Source organism: Lysobacterales bacterium, assembly GCA_014946745.1.
Taxonomy (GTDB): Bacteria; Pseudomonadota; Gammaproteobacteria; order Xanthomonadales; family Xanthomonadaceae; genus Aquimonas.
This window is the reverse complement of sequence record JADCRD010000002.1, coordinates 426,516-448,436: the sequence shown is the minus strand read 5'-3', so window position 1 is coordinate 448,436 and position 21,921 is coordinate 426,516. Positions and strand designations below refer to the sequence as shown.

The following is a 21,921-nucleotide window of genomic DNA, read 5'->3' as shown; positions in this document are numbered from 1 at the left end:
AGCGCAATTGCCCGGTCATACCGTATGCGGCTGCCAAGCGCAGCCTGCGCCGCGCTGATCCCGCTGTCCGGAGCCTCCATGACCCGCCCCACCGCGTTTCGTCCGCGCGCACTGGCTGCCTTCGCGGCCCTGTGCCTTGCGGCTGCCGTTCCCGTTTCTGCCCAGGACGAAGCCGATGAGCTGGCCCAAGGCCTGATCCGTCTGCGCGGTGAAGTCGAGCAGCTGAACTCCGAGCTCGAACTGCTGCGCGAAGAGCAGCGGGTGATGCTGGCAGGTCTGAACCAGCAGAAGGCCGAGCTCAGCAACAGCGCCGAGCGTCAGGGCCTGGCGGCACGCGAAGCGCGCGAAAAGCTGGCCGCCAAGCAGGCGGAAATTGAAGCCGCCGGCGCCAGCGGCGACAACCTGCGCCCGGCCCTGCTCAGTGCGATCGAAGCCCTGAAGACACACATCCAATCGGGCCTGCCCTTCAAGATCGAAGAGCGTCTCGGCGAACTCGACCGCTTCCGCGGCGAGCTGGAGAACGGCAGCGTGCCGGCGCAGCGCGGCGTGAACCGCCTCTGGGCGTATTTCGAGGACGAGTTCCGGCTCTCGCGCGACAACAGCCTGCACACGCAGACGATCCAGCTCGGGGACGAGCGCGTGCTGGCCGATGTCGCCAAGCTCGGCTCGATGGCCCTGTACTTCCGCACCCGCGATGGACGCCTGGGCCAGGCCCAGCGCCAGGGCAGCGGCTGGACCTTCGTGGAACTCACCGATGCAGGCCAGCAGGCGCAGGTGCGCAACCTGTTTGATTCGCTGGGCAAACAGATTCGCCAGGGCTGGTTCGAACTGCCGCTGGCCGCCGCCGGAGCCGCCCAATGATTCGTCTCGCCCCTCTTCTTCTTGCCAGCCTGCTGCCCTTCGCCGCCTTCGCCCAGGACAGTGCGCCCGCTCCGCAATCGCCCGCTGCACCTGCACCCGCCGTGACTGCCCCCGCGCCGACGGTGAACGTCGAGCAGGCCTACCGCCGCGAATTCGCCCTGCTGGAAGCGCAGAAGCGCGAGCTCACCGCGCGCGTGAACGAGATCCGCCAGCAGACCGCCGCGCAGAAGTCGCGGCTGGAGGCCGAAGTCGCCGCGCTGGAAAACCGCGTGTTCGCCGAGCGCGCCGAAGCCGAGACCGCGACCGAAGAGCTGACCCGCATCGAGCAGGCTGCCTTCGCCCTGGCCGAGAACGCGGGCTTCGTCGACGCGACCCTTGAGCAGGCGCGCAGTACGCTCGCGGGCTTCGGCAACGATGCGCTGTCGGCCGACGACTTCGCCGCCCGCGATGAACTGGGCAAGCTGCAGGGGCTGTTCGAGCAGGGTATCGCCCAGCTCGGCCAGCTCGCCGAGATCCGCCGCGAGGCGGGCGCGTTCTTTCTGGCTGACGGCACCGAGGTGCAGGGGCAGATCATTCGCTTCGGCAACATCGCCGCCTTTGGCGTCAGCGAGCAGGGCAGCGGTGCGCTGGTGCCGGCGGGTGGTGAGCGCTTCCGTCTGTGGAAGGATCCGGCCGCCGCCAGCGCGCAGGCGCTGGCCCAGGGCCAGCTGCCGGCGACTCTGCAGGCCTACCTGTTCGAGAACACCAACACCGCCGTGCTCGATCCCGAGGACAAGAGCTTCATCAACGAGATGAAGAAGGGCGGCCTGATCGGCTACATCATCCTTGCGCTGGGCGCCCTGGCCCTCGTGTTCGTCGTGCTGCGCGCGCTGTTTCTGCAGCGTGCCGGCGCGAGCATCCAGGCCATCATGGACGGCGTCGGCCCGGCCGTGCGGGCCGGGCGTATCGATGACGCCATCGCCGCCGCCAAGCGCTTCAAAGGCTCGGCCGCGCGCGTGGTCACCGCCGCCCTGCGCAACGTCGATCGCGAGCGAGAGCACCTGGAGGACATCATCTCGGAGTCGATCCTGCACGAGTCGACCCACCTCAACCGCTTCGGCGCCTTCATTCTGATGATCGCGGCGGTCGGCCCGCTGCTCGGCCTGCTCGGCACCGTCACCGGCATGATTCAGACGTTTGATGTCATCACCGAGTTCGGCACCTCCGATCCCAAGATGCTGTCTGGCGGCATCGCGGTGGCGCTTGTGACGACCGAGCAGGGCCTGATCGTGGCGATTCCCTGCCTGCTGTTCGGCAGCCTCTTGAACGGCTGGGCCGAGCGCATCAAGGACGACATGGAAAAGGCCGCGCTGAAGGTCGTCAATCTGGTTCAGGAAGTGCGTCTTGCGCCCTCGCGCAAGGCCGCCTGAGCCTCGACGCGCAGCTCGGAGATCCCCGCATGGCCCTCGGCCTCGACCCCAACGATGGCGCAGTGCAGTCCATCGGCAACTACCTCGTCCTCGGCGGCTTTGTCATGCCGGTGCTGGTGGTCTGCGCCATGCTGCTGTGGTACGCGATCGGCGCGCGTTGGATGCTGCTGCGCCGCGGCAGTCGCAAGAACGTGCGCGTGCTGATCAAGCGCTATGCCGATGGCCGCGCCAAAGCGCCGGACGGCATCGTCGACCAGGCCATCGTGCGCGGCATGGCGGTGTGCGCGCAGCCGCGTCCGCATCTGCGCCGCTACCTGGACGAGTCCTTCGCCGAGTTCGACGGTGAGATCAAGCGACACGCCACCATGATCACCGCCATGGTCGGCATCTCGCCGCTGCTGGGCCTGCTCGGCACCGTGGCCGGCATGATCGAAACCTTCAGCTCGCTCGGCGACATGAGCCTGTTCTCGCAGGGCGGCGGCATTGCCGCCGGAATCGCCACCGCGCTGTTCACCACCCAGATGGGCCTCGTGGTCGCGGTACCGGGTGTCATCGTCAAGTTCCTTCTCGACCGCAGGCAGCAGCAGCTGGAGCTCGATCTCGCCCAGATCAAGGACCTGCTGATCAGCCGCTTCGACCCCGAAGCCGACCATCGCCACGTGCCGGCTGCGCCGGCCACCGCCTAAGGCAATCCGCTCATGCTGCGTCGTCGTCAGAGCAAATCTCCCGAGGCCGCCGTCGATCTCACCCCGATGATCGACATGACCTTCATCCTGCTGATCTTCTTCATGGTCTCGACGACCTTCGTCAAGGACATGAAGCTGGACATCAACCGCCCTGCCTCGCAGTCGCAGGTGGTGGCCTCGACCAAGGCCGTGCGCCTGTACATCGACCGCCAGGGCGAGACCTACCTCGACGGCGAGCCGGTGCGTGAGTGGGTGATCCAGTCGCGCGTGCGCGATCAGCTGAAAGGCATGACCCAGAAATCGGTGCTGGTGATTACCGACGACCAGGTGCCGGCCGAAAAGCTGATCCGCGTAGTCGATGCCGCGCGCCTGGCCGGCGCGGAAGAAGTCGGCGTTGCCACGGTCGCTGAGGCGGGAGAAGGCTGATGCGCCTGCGCGACCCGCGCCTTGTCGGGCTCGGCGTCTCGGCGCTGGGCACCGTGCTTGTGCTTGCTCTTGTGCTGTGGATGAACCAGCCCTTCGAGCCGCCGGAAGGCGAGGATGCCGGCGCCTTCAGCGCGATCGAGGTGGTCAAGAAAGAGAAGCCCCCGGCCGCTGAACCCGTGCGTCGCCCCGCGCCGCCGCGCCGCGCGCCGCAGCGCAGTGCGCCTGCGCCGATCGCTGGTCTCGACGGCGGGCTGTCGGGGCTCGACTTCGGTCTGCCCGGCTTCGACGCCGACGAGCTGGGCCTCGGCAATGACATCCTCGGCGACAGCAGCGATGTGGTGATGACCGACGACACCGTCGACGTCGCGCCGCGACCGATCGTGCAGACGCCTATGACCTACCCGCCGCGTGCGCGCGCCGAGGGCGTCACCGGCTACGTGCTGCTGAGCGTGCTGATCGGCCCGACCGGCCAGGTCGAGCGCGTCAAGGTGCTGGAAGCGCAACCCGCCGGCGTCTTCGACGAGGTCGCCGTGGCGGGCGTGCAGACCTGGAAGTTCGAGCCGGCCACCTACCGCGGCGAGAACGTGCGCGTGTGGGCCACCCAGCGCGTGAGGTTCAACCTGTCATGAGTCGCCTGATTGCACTCGCCCTGCTGCTTGCTCTGTCGCTGCACTCGATCGCGCAGGACAACAGCGACGACGAAGTCGACTACGTTGAGCTGGCCGCACTGCTGATGCGCGATGGCGAAGCCGAGCGCGCCGCCGAAGCGCTGGCGCGCGTCGACCTCAGCGTCGAGGGCATCGATCTCGCCAAGTACCACACCGTGCGCGGCCTGATCGCGCTGGAGCAGCAGCAGCTCGAAACCGCGGCCGAGTCCTTCGACGCCGCCGTCGGCGCCGGCCAGGCCGAACCGATGATCCACCTCTACCGCGCCCAGGCCTACTTCGGTCTGGAGCGTTACGAGCAGGCTGTGCAGGCCTTGGACGAGGCCGGTGAGGCGGTCAACGGCATCAGCGGCGCCTGGCTGCTGCGCGCGCATGCGCAGTGGATGCAGGGCCAGCGCCAGGCCGCGCTGGACACGCTCAGCGAGGCCGGCAACCGCTTCCCGGGCAACCTGAGCTTCCAGCGTCGGCAGGTCTTCTATCTGGTCGAGGCCGGGCTGTACGCCGAAGCCGCCGAGCTGGGCCGCGATTACCTGAATCGCGGCGAGCCCAAGGCCGAGGACTATGCCGCGATTGGCACTGCGCTCCGCCGCAGCAAGTCCTTCGATGAGGCCCTGCGTTTTCTGGAAGCCGCACGGCTGAAGTTCCCCGACAACGGCGCGATCGCCCGCGCTCTGGCGCAGACCTGGTTGGAAAGCGGCAGGCCCCTGGCCGCCGCCGAGGTGATGGCGGCGCAGGCCGAACGCGAGCCCGAGCTGCTGGTCGAAGCCGCCGAGCTGTATCGCCGAGCCGGACAGACCACCCGCGCGCTGAACTTGAATTCGCGCGTCGAAGACGGCGAGCGCAAGCTGAAGCAGCGCGTCGGCCTGCTGATCGCCGCACGCAAGTACGCCGAAGTCACTGCGCTCGAAGGTGCACTGCGTCGGGTTGGCCTGTGGAACGACGAAGACCTGCGCTATGCGCTGGCCTATGCCTGGTACCGCCTTGGGCAGTTCGAACGCGTCGAGCCCCATCTGCAGGTGCTGACCCGGCCCGAGCTGTTCCGCCGCGCCACCGAGCTGCGCCGGCTGATGCAGGAATGCGCCGACACGCCCTGGGCCTGCGCCTGATGCACCCTGCCTGCGCGCGGCGCGGGCACCACGATCCCTGGAACGCCACGCCATGAAGCGCCGCCTGCTTGCTCTTGCCATCTCCGCCCTCGTCGCCACCTCGGCGGGCGCGGCCGAGCCCGCCGAGCTGTCGCTGTACCTCTTTGACGAAGGCCGGCCGGTGGCCGATGCCGAAGTGCAGATCGACGCCGCGCCGCGTGGACGCACCAGCAGCGACGGTGCGTTGAACCTCAAGATCAAGCCGGGCGCGCGCACCTTGCGCGTGCTGCGTGGCGGCGCCGAAGTGCTGAGCCTTGAGCTGAACCTGGTCGAGGACGAAGACGCGCAGATAATCGCCACGCTCTATCCCGATGCCGCACCCAGCGTGTTCATCGAGAGCACCAATGCCGGCGCCGCGGCGGCCGCCGAGGCCAAACCCGAACTGGGTCCGCCCGGGCGCTTGAGCGGCCGCGTCTTCAACAGCGAAGACGGCAAACCGGTGGCCGGCGCGCGGGTGTATGTCTCTGGTACCCCGATCGATCTCGTGAGCGACGCCGAAGGCCGCTTCAGCGCCGAGGTGCCGCCGGGCACCTATGCCATCTCGGTGCTGGCGCCGAGCTTCGCCTCGCGCAGCTTCGAGGGGGTGAGCATCGCCAGCGAGCAGACCACCGAGCAGGCCATCGAGCTGACCCCGGCCGGCGTCGAACTGCCCGAGTTCGTGGTGCTGGAGCCCTTCATCGAAGGCTCGCTGGCCAGCTTCGTCGAGGAGCGCCGCACCAGTTCGGCGGTGACCGACATCCTCGGCGCGGAGCAGATCTCGCGCGCCGGCGACTCCGATGCCGCCGGCGCCTTGAAGCGCGTGACCGGCCTGACCTTGGTCGACGGCAAATTCGTCTATGTGCGTGGTTTGGGTGAGCGCTACTCCAGCACGCTCTTGAATGGCGCCCAGGTGCCCAGCCCGGACCCCACCCGCCGCGTGGTGCCGCTGGACCTGTTCCCTACCGAGGTGCTGCAGGGCATCGTGGTGCAGAAGACCTACTCGGCCGACATGCCCGGCGAGTTCGGCGGCGGAACCATCCAGCTGCGCACACGCGGCGTGCCGGAGGAGTTCTTCTTCCGCAGTTCGCTGACCGTGGGTTACGCCGATGGCACCACCGGTGAGGACGGCCTGCGCTACGACGGTGGACGCCGTGACTGGACGGGTGATGATCGCGGTGCGCGCTTCGCCCCCAGCGTGTTCGGCGTCGATCGTCTGCCCAGCAACCCCACTGAACTGCAGGCGGCCGGCCGCGAGCTGGCGGCCCTGGGCTATGCGACCCGCGAGGACAGCCTGATTCCGAACGGTAGTCTGGGTCTGGGCGTGGGTGACGATTTCCGTTTCGGCGATTCGGATGTGCGACTGGGCTACGTTGCCGCGGTGCGCTATGCCCACGCCTGGAACGACAACACCGAGACCCGGCGCAGCTACAGCCTGTTCCAGGACGAACTGCTTCCCGCGGAGGATTTCGAGCGCCGCAGCACCGAGCGCGCGATCGACGGCAGCGTTTTTGGTGTTCTCGGCCTGAAGGTGGGCGAGCACCATGCGGTCGATCTCACGATGACCCGCCTGCGCCAGACCACCGACGAAGTGCAGATCGACGAGGGCGTGCTCGGCTCGGGCAACATCGATCGCGTGACCACGCTCGAATGGATCGAGAATGGCCTCGACACTCTGCAGCTGGCCGGCGAGCACAGCTTTCCCGCATTTGGCGGCGTTCATCTGAGCTGGCAGGCCACCGATGCCAGCGCCAGTCGCTTCGCGCCGAACGCCCGCACCTTCCGATTCACCTTCGATGAGAACATTGGCGACTTCCTGTTCGAGAGCTTCAATCAGCAGCGCTACGAAGTGCTGAACGACGAAGCCAGCGACTACAGCGTTGACCTCAAGAAGCTGTTCAAGCTTGGTGATTCGATAGAAGTTGGCGTGCAGACGGGCGTGGCGCAGATGCAGCGCGATCGTGTGTCGAGCATCCGCCGATTCCGCTTCTCCGGACGTCGCCCGCAGGGCGACATCTTCAACTACGAGGATTTCCTTCAGCCCGGCAACATCGGGCCCAACGGACTGCGCCTTGAGGAGGGCACGCTGTCCAGCGACGCCTACACCGCCAGCCAGACCCTGGATGCGCGCTACCTGATGCTGGATGCCAGCTGGTGGCAGCTGCGTGCCAACCTGGGTCTGCGCCGCGAGGACATGCTGCAAACGGTGACCACCGTGCGGCCCTTCGATCCCAACGCCACACCGATCGTCGGCGTGCTCGACAGCAGCGACAACCTGCCGGCGGGCTCACTGACCTGGGCCTATTCGGACAAAGCGCAGATCCGTCTGGGCTACAGCACCACCCTGTCGCGACCCGACATCCGCGAGCAGTCGCCGGCCAACTTCGTCGACCCGCTGCTCGACGTGCGTGTACAGGGCAACCCCGAGCTGGTGCAGGCCGAGATCGAGAACCTTGACCTGCGCTGGGAGTACTACTTCAGCACCTTGGAGAGCTTTTCGGTCGCGCTGTTCTCGAAGGAGTTCACCAACCCGATCGAGCTCATCTCCACGCCGGCGTCGGGCGAGCTGCTGGCCATCGACAACGCCGACAGCGCAACCAACATCGGCATCGAGTTCGATGTGTATCGCTCGCTTGAGCGCGTGGGCAAGCTGGGCTTTCTGCCGTCTTTCCTGCAGCGCCTGCCCTGGCAGGATGTGTACGTCGGCGCCAACTACGCGCGCATCGATTCCGAAATCGATCTCGGCGATCCGGGCATCCAGACCAATGCCGTGCGCCCGCTGCAAGGGCAGTCGAAGTTCGTTGCCAACGCCTCGCTGTCCTACCTGCACCCCGAGGGCCGCACCGAGGCCCAGCTGTCCTGGAACGTGTTCGGCGAGCGCATTTCCCGCGTCGGTGTAAACGGCCTGCCCGATGTCTACGAGCAGCCCTTCAACCAGCTCGACTTCACCCTCTCGCAGAAGCTGCCCTGGGAGGGCTTCGGCCTGAAGCTGCGCCTGCGCAATCTGCTCGATCCGGAAGTGCGCTTCGAGCAGGGCGGTGCGCCCACGCGCGCCTTCCGCAAGGGCCGCGAGGCCGCGCTGTCGGTGGAGTGGAAATTCTGAACCCGCGCAGGTGACGCTGTCACCAAACGGTCATGCACGCGCAGGCTCGCTGAAACAAAAGCTTCTTAGTGTGGGGATTCCCGTCGGCACCGTCGGCGCGATCCCCCACTTACGGAGCTTCCCCATGCGTTCCTTCCGCAAGACCCTGCTCGCGACCTCGTGCCTGTTGGCCCTGGCTGGCCCGGCCTCTGCTTCGATCGTCACTGAAGCTTTCGATGGCGCTTGGGTGGACGGTCGCGACATCGGCCGCAACAAGGGCCTGCTGCTCGACTACATCCCCGAAGCGAACGTCACTTTCGGCGCCTTCTTCAGCTACGACAACAGCGGTAACCAGCTGTGGGCGACCTTTGCGATCCCGATGGTGGCTGGCCAGCTCGACTACACCAACGTCAACCTGCTTCGCTACAGCGGCGGTCGCTTCAGTGAGCGCGGCAGCCCGGCCGAGGCCTCGATGGGCAGCGCCAGCGTCTCCTTCACCTGCGAAGGCATCGCGGTGAACGTGAGCCCGAATGCGGCCTCCGGCCTGGCCAACGCCAACTTTGTGTTTGCTCCGAGCAGCAAGATCAGCTCGCTGGAGTGCAACGAGCCGGCTTCGACCTGCCCGGCCGGCACCACCGCCGACGGCAGCGACTGCCGCCTGCCCAACAGCATCACCAGCAACCTGTTCCTGCCGGCCGGCAAGAAGTACATCGTGCGCGGGCAGGTGACCGTCGAGAACAACGCCACCCTGACCATTGCCCCGGGCGTGACCGTGCAGGGCTCGACCGATCGCAGCTCGCCGAACTTCATCGCGGTCAAGCAGGGCGGCCGCCTGTACGCGGAAGGCACGGCCACGCAGCCGATCACCTTCACCGGCCCTGATGCCACCCCGGGTTCCTGGGCGGGCATCGTGCTGAACGGCCGTTCGATCTGCAACGACGCCACGGCCACCACCACCTGCCGCTTCGAGGCGGTGCCGGAGCTGGTCTATGGCGCCGTGCCGGCGATCGAGAACGACAGCTCGGGCGCGCTGCGCTACGTGCGCATCCTGTGGGCCGGCCAGCAGATCGCGCCGAACGAGGAACTCAACGCGCTCACCCTGAATGCGGTCGGCTCGGGCACGGTGCTGGAGTACGTGCAGGTCGATGGCGGCCTCGACGACGGCTTTGAGTTCTTCGGCGGCAGCGTCAACGGCAAGTACCTGGTCTGCTCGAACATGGGCGACGACTGCTTCGACTTCGACCAGGGCTACAACGGCAAGCTACAGTTCGCGCTGGGCTGGCAGGGCGTGAACCCTGACCAGGGTGGCGACAGCAACGGCGTCGAGTCGGACAACGACAACCCCGCCTCGGACAAGACGCCGCGCACCCTGCCGACCGTCTCCAACCTGACCCTGGTCGGCCGCGCTGACGTCGGCAACGAAGGCATGCGCATCCGCCGCGGCTCGGGCGGCAACTACGCGAACGTGCTGGTCACCGGCTTCCGCGACCGCTGCATCAACCTGATCGACGCGCAGACCTATGCGCTGAGTTCGGCGACGCAGACCGGCAGCAGCCTGACCATGACCCGCTCCTGGGTCGGCACCTGCGGCGGTGGCCAGTTCGAGGACAACGCCAGCGCCGCCTACGCGGTCAGCGCCTGGTTCAATGCCGGCACTGGCAACGGCACGGGCGCTCCGCTGCTGGTGGCCAACGGCTTCCTGCCGACGGCGACCTCGCCGCTGCTGGGCGGCGGCCAGGCTCCGAGTGACGCCTTTTTCCGCCCGGTGCAGTACCGCGGCGCCTTCGCCGGCCCGCGTGACAACTGGACCGCTGGCTGGACGGTCAACATTCCGCGCTGATCCTTCGCGATCGCACACGGAGCGTACCGAAGGGGCCGGCATCGCCGGCCCCTTCTGCGTTTGCAGAGACTGCAATCGCCTCGAACCCTCAATGAAAATCCCGCGAGCGCGCATCGAGCGCGCCCAGCAGGTCGCTGACATCGCTCAGCCGTCCGGCGATCAGGTGACGCACGCCGTCCGCGCTTTCGAGGTGGCCTTCCACCAGCAGCAGGCGCGATTCGAGCAGGGCGCGGCGATCGCGGATCGCCACCCGCTGCCAGACCACCAGGTTCACCATGCCGTCCTCGTCTTCGAGGGTGACGAAGGTGACGCCGCTGGCGGTGCTGGGCTGCTGGCGCAGGCTGACCAGGCCGGCGTAGCGCACATGGCTGCGGTTGCGCATCTGCAGCAGATCGCGTGAGCGCCTGCAGCGCAGCGCATTCAACTGCGGCCGCAGCAGGGCCAGCGGATGCGGCCCCAGCGACAGACCCGTACGTGCGTAGTCGGCCAGCAGGTTCTCGGCGGCACTCGGTGGCGGCAGGCTGACCCGGGCCTCGGGTGTCGGCAGGTGCTCGAACAGGGGCAGGGTGGTTTCGACCCCGGCCACCGCCCAGCGCGCGCGATGTCTGTGTCCGGCCAGGCCGCGCAGGGCGCCGGCCTCGGCCAGGAGGCCGAGATCACCGCGGTCGAGCTGGGCGCGATGGGCGAGATCTTCGACATCGCGGAAGTCCTTCTGCGCACGCGCCTGAACAATGTGCTGCGCGGCCTCGGACTTCAGCCCGCGCACCTCGCGCAGGCCCAGGCGGATCGGCCCGCGCGCGGTTTCGCCGCCGGCTTCAAGGTGTGAGTCGAAGTCGCTGTAGCGCACGTCCACCGGATGCACGCGCACGCCGTGGCGGCGGGCGTCGGCGATGAGTTGGGCGGTCGAGTAGAAGCCCAGCGGCTGGGCGTTGAGCAGGGCGCAGGCGAAGGCATCCGGGTGGTGGCATTTGAGCCAGCAGCTGACGTAGGTGATCAGGGCGAAGCTGGCGGCGTGCGATTCCGGAAAGCCGTAGCTGCCGAAGCCCTTGATCTGCTCGAACACCTGCTCGGCGAATTCGGGCGGATAGCCGCGCGCGGCCATGCCTTCGAGGATGCGCGCGCGGTGGTGCTCCAGCCCGCCGCGGCGCTTCCAGGCGGCCATCGAGCGGCGCAGTTCGTCGGCCTCGCCGGGCGTGTAGCCGGCGGCGACGATGGCCAGCTGCATCACCTGCTCCTGGAACAGCGGCACGCCCAGCGTGCGCTCGAACACTTGGCGAAGATCCGCGGACGGATAGGTGACCGGCTCCAGGCCCTGCCGACGCCGCAGGTAGGGATGCACCATGCGGCCCTGGATCGGCCCGGGCCGCACGATCGCGACTTCGATCACCAGGTCGTAGAAGGTGCGCGGTTTCAGCCGCGGCAGCATGGCCATCTGCGCGCGCGATTCGATCTGGAACACGCCGACGGTGTCGGCACGCTGGATCATCGTGTAGGTGGCGGCATCCTCCGCCGGAATGGTGGCCGGCGTGAGCTCGATGCCGCGCGCCTCGCGCAGCAGGTCGAGGCAGCGCCGCACGCAGCTCAGCATGCCGAGCGCCAGGCAGTCGACCTTGAGCAGGCCGAGCGTGTCGAGGTCGTCCTTGTCCCACTGGATGATGGTGCGATCGGGCATGGCGGCGTTCTCGACCGGCACCAGGGTCGACAGCGGCGCGTCCGAGATCACGAAGCCGCCGACGTGCTGCGAGAGATGGCGCGGAAACCCCTTCAGCTCACTCGCGATCTGCAGCAGCCGGCGCACCACCGGGCTGTCCAGAGCGAAGCCGCGCTCAGCCAGGCGGTCCTCGATCGGCACCGCGCTCTGCCCGCGCGCCGAGGCCGCGCTGAGCTGCTCCAGCTGGTCGGCTGACAGGCCCAGCGCGCGCGCGGCATCGCGCAGGGCGCTGCGGCTGCGGTAGCAGATCACGGTGGCGGCCAGCGCCGCACGCTCGCGGCCGTAGCGTGAATAGAGGTACTGGAGGACCTCCTCGCGGCGCTGGTGTTCGAAGTCGATGTCGATGTCGGGCGGCTCGTTGCGCTCCTTCGACAGAAAGCGCTCGAACAGCAGCTGGCTGTGTGCGGGGTCGACCTCGGTCACACCCAGCGCGAAGCAGACCGCCGAGTTCGCCGCCGAGCCGCGGCCCTGGCAGAGGATGCCGCGCTCACGCGCGAAGCGGACGATGTCGTGCACGGTCAGGAAGTAGGCCGCGTAGTCGAGCTCGGCGATGATCGCGAGCTCCTTCTCGATCTGTGCCTGCACCTTGTCCGGCACGCCCTGCGGCCAGCGCCAGCGCGCGCCCTGTTCGGTCAGCGCGCGCAGCCAGCTGTCCGGGGTGTGGGCGTCCGGCACCACCTCGCGTGGATAGCGGTAGCGGATCTCCGTCAGTTGGAAGCGACAGCGATCGGCGATGCGCAGGCTTTCCGCCATCAGCGCATCGCCGTAGATCGCGAGCAGGGCGCGCCGCGTGCGCAGATGGCGTTCGCCGTTGGGGAACAGCAGACCGCGCGCCTGGACCACGCTCAGCCGGTGGCGCAGCGCGGTCAGGCAGTCCTGCAGCGGTCGTCGCGCACGGATGTGCATGTGCGCGTCGCCACAGGCCACGGCCGGCAAGTCGCAGCGTGCAGCGAGGTCGAGCAGTTCCGCCTTGCGCGCTTCGTCGTCCGGGCCGCGGTGCAGCTCGACCGCCAGCCAGCAGCGATCGTGCCACTGCTGGGCCAGCGCTTGGCCTTGGGCTTCGAGGCCGTCATTGTCCAGCGCCTGCGGTATCCACAGCAGCAGCAGGCCGGGCGGTGCGGGATCGATGTCGGCAAGCTCGAAGCGGTATTCGCCTTTCTCCGAGCGCCGGCGCGCGCGGGTGATGATTTCGCACAGAGCGGTGTAGCCGGTGCTGTCCTCGACCAGCAGCACGCACTTGAAGTGCTGGTCGGCTGTGCTGAATTCGGCGCCGACGATGAGGGTGAGATCGGTGGCTTTCGCCGTCTCGTACGCACGCACGATGCCGGCCAGCGAGCACTCGTCGGTGATCGCCAGCGCGCTGTAGCCCTGCGCCCGCGCGCGCTCGAACAGCTCCATCGCACTGGAGGCACCGCGGCCGAAGCTGAAGTTGGAGAGGCAGTGCAGTTCGGCGTAGGGCGGGGTGGTGCTGCGGGGGCGTTTGGGTGTTGGGCGCGAGGGCGCGCCCCCGCGAGTTGGTTTTATCGGCAGGGAGAAGAGGTTGGTCTTGGCGGTCATCGGGGATCAGGTGCTCGTTGTTGCCGATGACGACTGATGAGGTCGAGGGGCTAGGCGCTGCTGCTTCGGGCCCCATTCCCTTTGGGGGAGGGGCTGGGGTGAGGACCGGGCGGAGCAGGCGCCCCGAGGCTGTCCAAGCGGAAGGCCTCGGCTTTTGCTGTTGCGGTCTTCACCGCTCACCGCTCACCGCTCACCGCTGAAAGCGAATAGCAACAGCAGCAGAAGTGAGAGGCGTGGCTCTCATAGGGTGGGTCTTGACCCACCGATGCCTCAGGCTCGCCGCATTGACCGCCTTCGCGCTGCCTGCACTCCCGATGCGACTTTTTACGAACATTCCGTACCACGCATCAACGCGGCGATCTTCAAGGTCGGGCGGTGCGATGCCGGCATGTGCCGGCTATTGCTGACCGAGGCAAGCGTCCAGCTCCGGTGGGTCAAGACCCACCCTATGACCTTTCGCTCCGGTGGGTCACGCCCTGTGTGGCCATCGATCTCCAGCCCGCCGGCTTCAAGCCAATCCCGAATTCCTCCCCGGCCCTCGCGCATAGCGCTCGGGCGTTCGTCGGCTCGCGCGGCAGTGCCGCGCAAGCGAGCCGCCTCACTCCCGCTCTTCAAGCAAACCACCCCTGCAGCATCCACCCCTGCAAGCTCACCGCATCGCCGGCCGGCCGGAAGGCCCAGGCGCGTTGGCCGCTGCGGGTTTCGATGAGGTAGTAGTCGCGGCGTTGGTCGGCCTCGTCCCACCAGCCGGCTTCGATGCGTTCGGGCCCGGCCAGCACGGCGGCGACCGCCTCGCGCAGCGGACGTGGTTCGGGCAGCAGCCAGGGTGGGCGCGGCACCGGGCGCTGGGCCGGGTCGCGCTGCTTGCGCGTGGCCACCCACTGCTGGGCGCGCTCGGGCCGCGGGTCGCCGGTCAGGACCAGCTGCTGCAGGGCTTCTTCGCCCAGCCGGGCGCGCAGGCGTTCGCGCAGGCCTTCCCAGGGTTCGGTCTGGCCCGGCGCGGTGTCGAACAGATCGCTGCGCGCCGGAATGAAGGGCGGCAGCTCGTTGGCCTCCAGCCGCAGTGCGAGTGCGGCCTTGGGCAGGGGCAGGCGCTCCAGCCGGCCGCGGGCGAGTTCGAACAGGCGCGCGGCTTCGCGCTCGGGTGCGAGCAGGCCGATCTCCAGCGTGCTGGCCGGCTGGCCCTCGTGCTCCAACGCCAGCACGAAGCGCTGCACGCCGCCGTCGCGGGCGGTGAGGAATTCGGCGAGGTCGCTGCACAGCCGGCGCAGCGGGAACAGCAGCGGCGTGAAGTGCTCGATCTCGTAGCTGAATTCGACGCGGGCAGCGAAGCGTTCGGGCGGGCGGTACAGGTCCTGCGGGTCGGGTGCATGGCCGAGCAGGCAGTCGATCTGCCCCAGCAACTCGGGGCCGAAGCGCCGCGCCAGCCCTGCGCGCGGCAGGGCGAACACCTGCCGCAATGTGCGCAGGCCCATGCCGCGCAGGCTGTCGGCTTCGCGCTCGGACAGCGGCAGGGCTTCGACCGGCAGTGGATCCAGCGCGTGCTTCAGCGGGTCGGGCCGGTCCACGGCGAGGCCGTCGCGATGCGCGGCCAGCAGGCAGGCGCCGCTGATCGTGGGTGCTGCGGCGATGCGGTGCTGCACGCCGAGTGCGGTGAGATCGGCGCGCAGGCGGCGCTCGAAGGCCGGCCACTGGCCGAACAGGCCGAAGCTGCGGCCGACTTCCAGCACCACGGTATCGGTCTGCGGCAGGCAGACCATCGAGCTGTAGCGGTAGGCCCAGGCGGCCAGCAGCTCCAGCAGGCGCTGGGCGTCCTGCGGGCGGTGTTCGAGCGCGCGCAGCTCGGCGCAGCGCGCGCGCGCCGCCGCCAGTGCTTGACCGCGCTGCACGCCGCTGCTGCGTGCGACGCGGTTGGCATCGAGCACGCGGCGTCGCTGCGCCGGGCCTTCGATCAGGGCCAGCGGCGCCTCAGGCTCGGACTGCTGGCGCAGCACCGCGTCCAGCGCCAGCTGCGGCAGATGCACGGCGGCCCACAGGGGCGGTGGCGTGGAGGACGACATCGCGCGTCGGCATCAGTGCAGGGGCAGGATGGACTGCAGGCCGGGCCGCGGCGCGCAGGAGTCATCGCGATGGCCGATGCCATGGCCCAAACGCAGCGCCGGGTTGGAGGCATTGCTCGGCCCGATCGCATCGTGCGGCAGCGTGCGCAGGCTCGCCGACGGCAAAGGTGGATGCGCAGCCACCGGCACGCGCTGCCGCCAGCGCAGGCTGCGCGTAGGCGGATGGGCGCCGCGCACCTTCAGCACGCGCAGTTCGCCTTCCATGTCGAGGGTCAGACGCAGCGCCGCCGGCGAGGTCTGCGCGGCCGCGCGCAGCGGCCGGAAGGCGATGCCCAGGCTGTGCCCGGCTTCGGCCGCCAGCTGCAGCCGGCGCAGGCTGCGCTCGTCGGCGTCGCGGCCTGCATCCGGCCAGCACAGCACGGCCGCGCAGCAGCCGGCGCGCAGACACTGCTCGGCCGCCCACAGGGCCTGCTTCGGCGGCGCTTGCACCACCACCAGGGCATCCAGCTCGATACCGCACTGGACCAAGGCCGGCGCGTAGGGCCGGTAGGGCGGCGCCACCAGCACCAGACGGCCGCGCCCGCTGCTCAGGCGCGCCAGCAGCGGCAGCACCAGGCTGAGTTCGCCCTGGCCGTCGGCGGCGAACAGCACTTCGCTCAGGCTGGACTGCGGCCAGCCGGCGGTGGGCAGGAAGGCGTCGAGCTCGGCTACGCCGGTGGATTCGGATGCGCGCTGGCTGCGCGCGCTGCCGGCGCGCCACAGGCGCGGATCGGTCAGCAGCTGGCCCAGCGGCGTGGCGGTATCGGCGCTCACGGCATGTTCCCGGTGCCCAGCCGCAGCACGCCGACGAACAGGCCCTCGATGGCGAAGCTGTCGCCGGAGCTGGAATCGACCTCGATCGGCGCATAGGCCGGGTTCTCCGACAGCAGCTGCAGGCGGCCCTCGCGCTGGTGCAGGCGTTTGACGGTGATCTCGTCCTCGATACGCGCCACCACGATCTGGCCGTCGCGGGCCTCGGGCGTGCGGTGCACGGCGATCAGGTCGCCATCCAGGATCGCCGCATCGACCATCGAATCGCCCTGCACGCGCAGCAGAAAGTGCGCGCGCGGGCGGAACAGGCCGGGGTCGACCGCGACATGCCGCTCGATGTGCGCATCGGCCAGGATCGGCCGCCCCGCCGCCACCCGCCCGACTAGCGGCAGCCCGGCCTCGGGCGTCGGCATCAGCAGGCGGATACCGCGCGCCTTGCCGGGCTTCAGCTCGATCAGGCCCTTGGCCTCCAGCGCGCGCAGGTGGTCCTGGGCCGAACGCGCCTGCCTGAAGCCGAAGGCCTCGGCGATCTCGGCCAGGCTCGGCGGCGAGCCGTCCTGGGCGAGGCGGGCGCTCAGGAAATCGAGGATGGCTTGCTGGCGGTCGGTGAGCGGCATGGGCACAAATTTATGTGGTGTTTGGCGGCGCGGCAAGCGCGGAGGTGTGAAGAGCGGGAATTAGGGATTCGGGATTGGGGATTCGCAGCTGGTGGGCGAGGCAGCCGTCGTGCGTGGCACCGCTGCGCGCGCTGCTGAATGCCCGAGCGCTGCGCGCGAGGGCCGGGATTCGTGCAGGCTCCATGAGGCTTGCCCTCTTCCACCCGGGCCCACGGCAGCCGCACCCGCGCAAGCACAGCGCGCTGTCGTCTCGCGGGCTGAGACGGCCGGATCGCGGGTGCCACGGAGTGCGGCAGACTGCAGCGCCCTTCCACGAGCACGCCCATGTCCACGCCCCCACAGCTCTTCCAGTTCGCCCTGCTGGTGCGCGACTACGACGAGGCCATCGCCTGGTACACGCGGGCGCTCGGCTGGCGCCTCATCGAAGACACGTCGCTGACGCCCGAGAAGCGCTGGGTGGTGATCGGCGTGCCGGGTGCGATGCAGGTGCTGCTGGCGCGGGCGGCCACCGAGGCGCAGGCGGCGCACATCGGCCGACAGGGCGGCGGGCGGGTCTGGCTGTTCCTGCGCAGTACGGATTTCGACGCCGATTGCGCGCGGCTGGCCGCCGCCGGCGCGCGCTTCGACGGCGCGCCGCGCAGCGAGACCTATGGGCAGGTGGTGGTATTCGAGGATCTGTACGGCAACCGCTGGGATCTGATCGGGCCGACGCGCGGCAGCTAACAGGCTGTTGAAAGAAAGCCTGCTCGCCTGGCCAGGGATGGCTGGGACGACGAAGCAAGCGCGTCAGCGATGGATGTGTCGTGAGGCGGTACCGACCTGCGCCGGACCGCCGACTTGAAAAACTCCCCGGAAGGGAGCTTTTCAACAAGCGGCTAAGGAATCTCTGATTTGTCGGAGCTTCCGGCGCGCCATCGAGGGCGCGCTCGCGGATCGAGCGCGCGATGCGTGATCGAGCGAAGCGAGCGCGCCTTCGTGTCGCGGCCGAACGCGTTGGAACAGGCCGCGGATGCGCGACCACGGCTCACCTCAGGCGGGGCCGCGTCGTGTCGCCCAAGGGCGCGCCAGGGATGGCCTCGACAGCGCCAGTCGGGCTTTGCTCAGAGGTCGCCGATCAAGCGACCGCAGGCACTCACCCTGCCGCGCGCCCACGCAGTTTCTGCACGCCCATCCACAGCGCCACCAGCACCGCCCCGGCGGCGATCCCCACGCCGGCATTGATGCCCATCTCGGCGGGCAGGGCGAAGCCACCGAGGGTGGGCAGGGTTGCCTGCACCCAGTGATGCAGGGGGCCGATGCCGTGCACCAGGATGCCGCCGCCGACCAGGAACATCGCGGCGGTGCCGGCCACCGACAGGAACTTCATCAGCCAGGGCGCCGCCGTGAGGATGCCGCGGCCGATCGCCTGCTTGGCCGCCGACGCGCGCCGGGTCAGGTACAGACCGAGGTCGTCGAGCTTGACGATGCCGGCGACCAGGCCATAGACGCCGACCGTCATCACCAGCGAAATGCCAACCAGGGTGCCGAGCTGGCGGCTGAAGCTCGCCGTGGCCACGGTGCCGAGCGCGATCACGATGATCTCGGCCGAGAGCACGAAGTCGGTGCGGATCGCGCCCTTGATCTTGTCGCGTTCGAAGGCCACCAGATCGACGTCGGGGTTTGCCACCGCGTCCACCCGGGCCTTGTGCTCGGCCTCGACCTCGGCGCGGTGCAGCCACTTGTGCACCAGCTTCTCGACGCCCTCGAAGCACAGAAAGGCGCCGCCGAGCATCAGCAGCGGCACGATCGCCCAGGGCAGGAAGGCGCTGATGGCGAGCGCTGCCGGCACCAGGATGGCCTTGTTCACCACCGAGCCCTTGGTCACTGCCCACACCACCGGCAGCTCGCGCTCGGCGCGCACGCCGGTGACCTGCTGGGCGTTGAGCGCCAAGTCATCGCCGAGTACGCCGGCGGTCTTCTTGGTAGCGAGCTTGGTCATCGCGGCGACGTCGTCGAGCAGGCTGGCGATGTCGTCGATCAGGGCGAACAGGCTGGATCCGGCCATGGCTCTCACGCGCGTCAAGGAAGGCGCGGAGTGTAAGGCGCCGCTTCATCCGGGTGTGTGTCACGCGCGGTCGATGGCAGAAACCCGCCGCAGTTTGCGTGCCCTCTGTGCCGGCACTTCAGCTCGGCTGACCGGGAGAGCGCGGATGTGGCAGACAGGCAGGGCGGATGGGGCGGGCCGCGGCAGCCAGGGTGCGGGACGCGTCCTCGCGCAGGCGCGGAGGTGGAGCGATGCGGTGCTGTGGCTGGCGCTGCTTCTGGGCGCCTGCGGCGTCGCCGCCGCGCAGGGGGGCGCGTCGGTGGTCGCCTTGCCCGATCAGTTCACCGGATTGAACGACGCCCAGGGCGGCGGCCTCGGTGAGTCGGCGAGCTTTGACGGCCGCCAGTTCTTCACTACCGCCAGCTTCGAGGAGGGCAGTGAGCTGTGGGTCACCGATGGCACCCCGGCCGGCACCCGCCTGTTCGCCGATCTCTGCCCCGGCCAGTGCAGCGGCACGCCGATGAATCTCAGCGTGGTCGGCAGCCGTCTGTTCTTCAGTGCGCAGGATCTGCTGACCGGCCGCGAGCTGTGGGTGCTCGAGGCCGGCGCCAGCGCGCCGAGGTTGTTCGCGGACATCAACCCGGGCGTGGAGGGCTCCAGCCCCGGCCCGGTGCGCCGGGTCACGGTGGCGATCGGCGGGGTGTCGCGGACGCTCGACTTCGTGGTGGCGCGCAGCATCACCCGAGGATCCGAGCTGTGGCGCGTGCTGCCCAACGAGCTGCGTCTGGAACACGACTTCCGCGCCGGTCGCGAGGACGGCCGCCCGACCCTGCCGGTCAACTTCGGCCCCAACCGCCTGCTGACCACCGCGCTCGACAGCGCCGGCGCGCGTCGGCCGCTGCAGCTGATCTACAGCGGCGTCGACACGCTCGACCTGGTGTCGGCGGTGAGTGGTTTCCCCGCCGACACCGCCACCCAGCGTCTGTCCGAACAGGCTGCGCTCAAGCTCGGCGACCGCGCCTACCTGCAGCGCTCGGGCCTTGCCGCCAATCCCTCGCAGCTTTGGGTGCTGCGCGACGGCGGGGCGGCCGCCGACATCCAGCAACTGCACGAGTCGAGCTCGATCCGCGAGCTGGTGGCCGTGGTCGGTCTGAACCGGGTGTTCTTCACCAGCAGCAACCTGCTGCACGTCAGTGACGGCACGCCCGCCGGCACGCTGTCCCTGGGCCTGTCATCGGCGCAGCGTCTGCTTGCGCTGCCGACCCAGCTGCTGCTGCTTGGTCGCAGTGGCGCGGCCAGCAACATCGAGCTGTTCCGCAGCACCGGCACCGTGGCCGGCACCGCGCTGGTGCGCGAGATCGTCCCGGGCGATGCCGGCTTCAATTCCTTCAGCCCGCTGGTGGCCAGCCGCGACGGCACCCGCATCTACCTGGGCGCGAACGACGCCCTGTGGAGCAGCGACGGCAGCAGCACCGGCACCGTGCTGCTCGACGTGCTGGCCGACGGCGCGATCGATGTGCTGCTGGCGGGCAGCGGACGCACCGTGTTCGCTTCGCGCGCAGGCGGCGAGCCGCATTTCAGCAGCGGCCAGGTCGGTGACCTGCGGCGCCTGGCCGAAGTGCGTTCGGACGTCGGCCATGCGTTTCCGTTTCCGGTGGATCTGGTCGGCGAACGCCTGCTGTTTAACGCGCGCGTCGATGGTGCCTCCCTCAGTGCGCTGCAGGCGGCGGACCCGGCCGATCTCGACAATCGCCTGACCCTGCTTGCGCAGAACGTGCGCCAGCGCCGCGGGGTGTCGCTGGGCAGCCGCCTGCTGCTGCAGCGCGCCGGCACGCGCAGTTTCGCGACCGATGGCTTGAGCCCCGTGCTGGAGGAGGCGACGCATCCGTTCATGAGCATCGGCCAGGGCTGCGGCGGACTGTTCGACGGCGGCCTGATCCTCGCCGATGACGATGATGGCACCCGCATCCTGCGGCTCGACGGCAGTATCGCCGGCAGCCTGCCTCTGTTGACGCTCAGCGCGGGCGCGTTCGAGTACTGCAGCCCGCGCGATGTCAGCGACATCCTCACCTTCGCCGCCTTCGCCGACGGCTTCCTGGTGGCGGGAAATCCCGGCACGCCGAACATCGGCAGTGAGCTGCTGCGCTACCTGCCGCCGGCCGGCCTCAGCGCGGTGGCCGACATCAATCCCGGCCCTGCCAGCTCAAGCCCGAGCGGCTTGGAGCGCCTCGGCCCGCAGATGCTGTTCAGCGCTGACGACGGCATCCACGGCCGCGAACTGTGGATCAGCGACGGCACCGCCCAGGGCACGCGCCTGCTGCTGGACATCGAGCCCGGCGCCGCGGGCAGTTCCCCGCACGGTCTGCGTCGGGTCGGCAGCCGGGTGGTGTTCGCCGCGCGCACCACGCTGCACGGCTTCGAGCTGTGGAGCAGCGACGGCACCACCGCCGGCACCGTGCTGCTGCGCGATCTGTACCCGGGGCCTGGCTCGGGCATCGCCTTCGTGAGCTCCACCGGCGGCATCCGCTCGCCGCTGCTGGATGCGAACGCCAGCCGCGCCCTGTTCGCCGGCAGCCCGGATCCGCTGAGCCTTGAGGCCGGCTGCCCCGTGTTCATCACCGACGGCAGCCCGGCCGGCACCCGCTGCGCGCAGAACCGCGATCTGCCGGTGCCCACGGTCGGCTTCAGCCCGGCCAGCGTGGCGCGCCTGCTGGACAACGGCGCGATCGCCTTCATCGCGCACGCGCCGCAGCTCGGCGAAGAAGTGTTCGCGCTGAGCAATCGCAGTCTGCTGCCGATCACCGGTGGCGATGTCCGCCCCGGAGCGCGCGGCAGTGCACCCAACACCCTGCTGGTGCGCGCCAACCAGGCCTGGTTCGGCGCGGACGACGGCAGCCGCGGCTTCGAGCTGTACCGGCTGGATCTGTCCGACATCGATCGCCTGTTCGCCAACGGCTTCGAATAGCGCCGCCCGCCATCGCCCCCGCTGCCGGGGCCGCTGCAGCCGATGGCAAAACGCGATGCCAATCGCCGTGTACCCGCAGCAGGGGCCT

General features: G+C 69.2%; 15 protein-coding genes. 10 read left to right on the top strand and 5 right to left on the bottom strand.

Annotated features, from left to right (window positions below; translation table 11 throughout):
- The first annotated feature begins 78 nt into the window (after positions 1-78).
- The 8 genes from H4O13_14120 to H4O13_14085 all read left to right on the top strand — a co-directional run bounded on the left by H4O13_14120 (position 79) and on the right by H4O13_14085 (position 10,090).
- On the top strand, positions 79-861 hold the full coding sequence (locus H4O13_14120) for a DUF3450 family protein (GenBank protein MBE5316526.1): 783 nt from the start codon (positions 79-81) through the stop codon (positions 859-861).
- Positions 858-2,270 (top strand): MotA/TolQ/ExbB proton channel family protein, encoded by a 1,413-nt coding sequence (locus tag H4O13_14115; GenBank protein ID MBE5316525.1) that lies wholly within the window; start codon positions 858-860, stop codon positions 2,268-2,270. The genes H4O13_14120 and H4O13_14115 overlap by 4 nt, the downstream gene beginning before the upstream one ends.
- Before the next feature lie 29 nt (positions 2,271-2,299).
- Entirely contained in the window at positions 2,300-2,956 is a 657-nt protein-coding gene (locus H4O13_14110; protein MBE5316524.1) for a MotA/TolQ/ExbB proton channel family protein, read from the top strand.
- A gap of 12 nt (positions 2,957-2,968) precedes the next feature.
- Positions 2,969-3,382 (top strand): biopolymer transporter ExbD, encoded by a 414-nt coding sequence (locus H4O13_14105; GenBank protein ID MBE5316523.1) that lies wholly within the window; start codon positions 2,969-2,971, stop codon positions 3,380-3,382.
- Entirely contained in the window at positions 3,382-4,011 is a 630-nt protein-coding gene (locus H4O13_14100) for an energy transducer TonB (GenBank protein ID MBE5316522.1), read from the top strand. The genes H4O13_14105 and H4O13_14100 overlap by 1 nt, the downstream gene beginning before the upstream one ends.
- Positions 4,008-5,153 carry a tetratricopeptide repeat protein gene (locus H4O13_14095; protein MBE5316521.1) on the top strand — a complete coding sequence of 382 codons (1,146 nt, stop codon included), beginning with the start codon at positions 4,008-4,010 and terminating at the stop codon, positions 5,151-5,153. The genes H4O13_14100 and H4O13_14095 overlap by 4 nt, the downstream gene beginning before the upstream one ends.
- A 52-nt stretch (positions 5,154-5,205) precedes the next feature.
- Positions 5,206-8,271, top strand: a complete 3,066-nt coding sequence (locus H4O13_14090) for a TonB-dependent receptor (GenBank protein ID MBE5316520.1) — start codon at positions 5,206-5,208, stop codon at positions 8,269-8,271.
- A gap of 124 nt (positions 8,272-8,395) precedes the next feature.
- Positions 8,396-10,090 (top strand): hypothetical protein, encoded by a 1,695-nt coding sequence (locus tag H4O13_14085; protein MBE5316519.1) that lies wholly within the window; start codon positions 8,396-8,398, stop codon positions 10,088-10,090.
- 88 nt (positions 10,091-10,178) lie between these two features.
- Here the strand turns inward: H4O13_14085 and H4O13_14080 are convergent, their stop codons facing one another.
- The 4 genes from H4O13_14080 to lexA form a co-directional block, all read right to left on the bottom strand.
- Positions 10,179-13,358, bottom strand: coding sequence for an error-prone DNA polymerase (locus tag H4O13_14080; protein MBE5316518.1), 3,180 nt, complete (start codon positions 13,356-13,358; stop codon positions 10,179-10,181).
- A 611-nt stretch (positions 13,359-13,969) separates the two neighbouring features.
- Positions 13,970-15,418 (bottom strand): DNA polymerase Y family protein, encoded by a 1,449-nt coding sequence (locus H4O13_14075; protein MBE5316517.1) that lies wholly within the window; start codon positions 15,416-15,418, stop codon positions 13,970-13,972.
- A gap of 12 nt (positions 15,419-15,430) precedes the next feature.
- A complete protein-coding gene (gene imuA / locus H4O13_14070) occupies positions 15,431-16,207 on the bottom strand; it encodes a translesion DNA synthesis-associated protein ImuA (protein MBE5316516.1) in 777 nt (258 codons plus the stop codon).
- A 20-nt stretch (positions 16,208-16,227) separates the two neighbouring features.
- Positions 16,228-16,845 carry a transcriptional repressor LexA gene (gene lexA, locus H4O13_14065; protein MBE5316515.1) on the bottom strand — a complete coding sequence of 206 codons (618 nt, stop codon included), beginning with the start codon at positions 16,843-16,845 and terminating at the stop codon, positions 16,228-16,230.
- A gap of 324 nt (positions 16,846-17,169) precedes the next feature.
- Between lexA and H4O13_14060 the strand changes: the two genes are divergently transcribed.
- Positions 17,170-17,568, top strand: a complete 399-nt coding sequence (locus H4O13_14060) for a VOC family protein (GenBank protein ID MBE5316514.1) — start codon at positions 17,170-17,172, stop codon at positions 17,566-17,568.
- 409 nt (positions 17,569-17,977) lie between these two features.
- On the opposite strand, the gene H4O13_14055 is transcribed toward H4O13_14060, so the two are convergent.
- Positions 17,978-18,889: a DUF808 domain-containing protein gene (locus H4O13_14055; GenBank protein MBE5316513.1), complete on the bottom strand. Its 912-nt coding sequence runs from the start codon at positions 18,887-18,889 to the stop codon at positions 17,978-17,980.
- A gap of 235 nt (positions 18,890-19,124) precedes the next feature.
- Here H4O13_14055 and H4O13_14050 point away from each other — a divergent pair, with 235 nt between their 5' ends.
- Positions 19,125-21,833 carry a hypothetical protein gene (locus tag H4O13_14050; GenBank protein MBE5316512.1) on the top strand — a complete coding sequence of 903 codons (2,709 nt, stop codon included), beginning with the start codon at positions 19,125-19,127 and terminating at the stop codon, positions 21,831-21,833.
- Positions 21,834-21,921: the final 88 nt, after the last annotated feature.

Coding starts and splice junctions, on each gene's coding strand:
- H4O13_14120 (MBE5316526.1), top strand. CDS start 79: ATGACCCGCCCCACCGCGTTTCGTCCGCGCGCACTGGCTGCCTTCGCG.
- H4O13_14115 (MBE5316525.1), top strand. CDS start 858: ATGATTCGTCTCGCCCCTCTTCTTCTTGCCAGCCTGCTGCCCTTCGCC.
- H4O13_14110 (MBE5316524.1), top strand. CDS start 2,300: ATGGCCCTCGGCCTCGACCCCAACGATGGCGCAGTGCAGTCCATCGGC.
- H4O13_14105 (MBE5316523.1), top strand. CDS start 2,969: ATGCTGCGTCGTCGTCAGAGCAAATCTCCCGAGGCCGCCGTCGATCTC.
- H4O13_14100 (MBE5316522.1), top strand. CDS start 3,382: ATGCGCCTGCGCGACCCGCGCCTTGTCGGGCTCGGCGTCTCGGCGCTG.
- H4O13_14095 (MBE5316521.1), top strand. CDS start 4,008: ATGAGTCGCCTGATTGCACTCGCCCTGCTGCTTGCTCTGTCGCTGCAC.
- H4O13_14090 (MBE5316520.1), top strand. CDS start 5,206: ATGAAGCGCCGCCTGCTTGCTCTTGCCATCTCCGCCCTCGTCGCCACC.
- H4O13_14085 (MBE5316519.1), top strand. CDS start 8,396: ATGCGTTCCTTCCGCAAGACCCTGCTCGCGACCTCGTGCCTGTTGGCC.
- H4O13_14080 (MBE5316518.1), bottom strand. CDS start 13,358: ATGACCGCCAAGACCAACCTCTTCTCCCTGCCGATAAAACCAACTCGC.
- H4O13_14075 (MBE5316517.1), bottom strand. CDS start 15,418: ATGTCGTCCTCCACGCCACCGCCCCTGTGGGCCGCCGTGCATCTGCCG.
- lexA (MBE5316515.1), bottom strand. CDS start 16,845: ATGCCGCTCACCGACCGCCAGCAAGCCATCCTCGATTTCCTGAGCGCC.
- H4O13_14060 (MBE5316514.1), top strand. CDS start 17,170: ATGTCCACGCCCCCACAGCTCTTCCAGTTCGCCCTGCTGGTGCGCGAC.
- H4O13_14055 (MBE5316513.1), bottom strand. CDS start 18,889: ATGGCCGGATCCAGCCTGTTCGCCCTGATCGACGACATCGCCAGCCTG.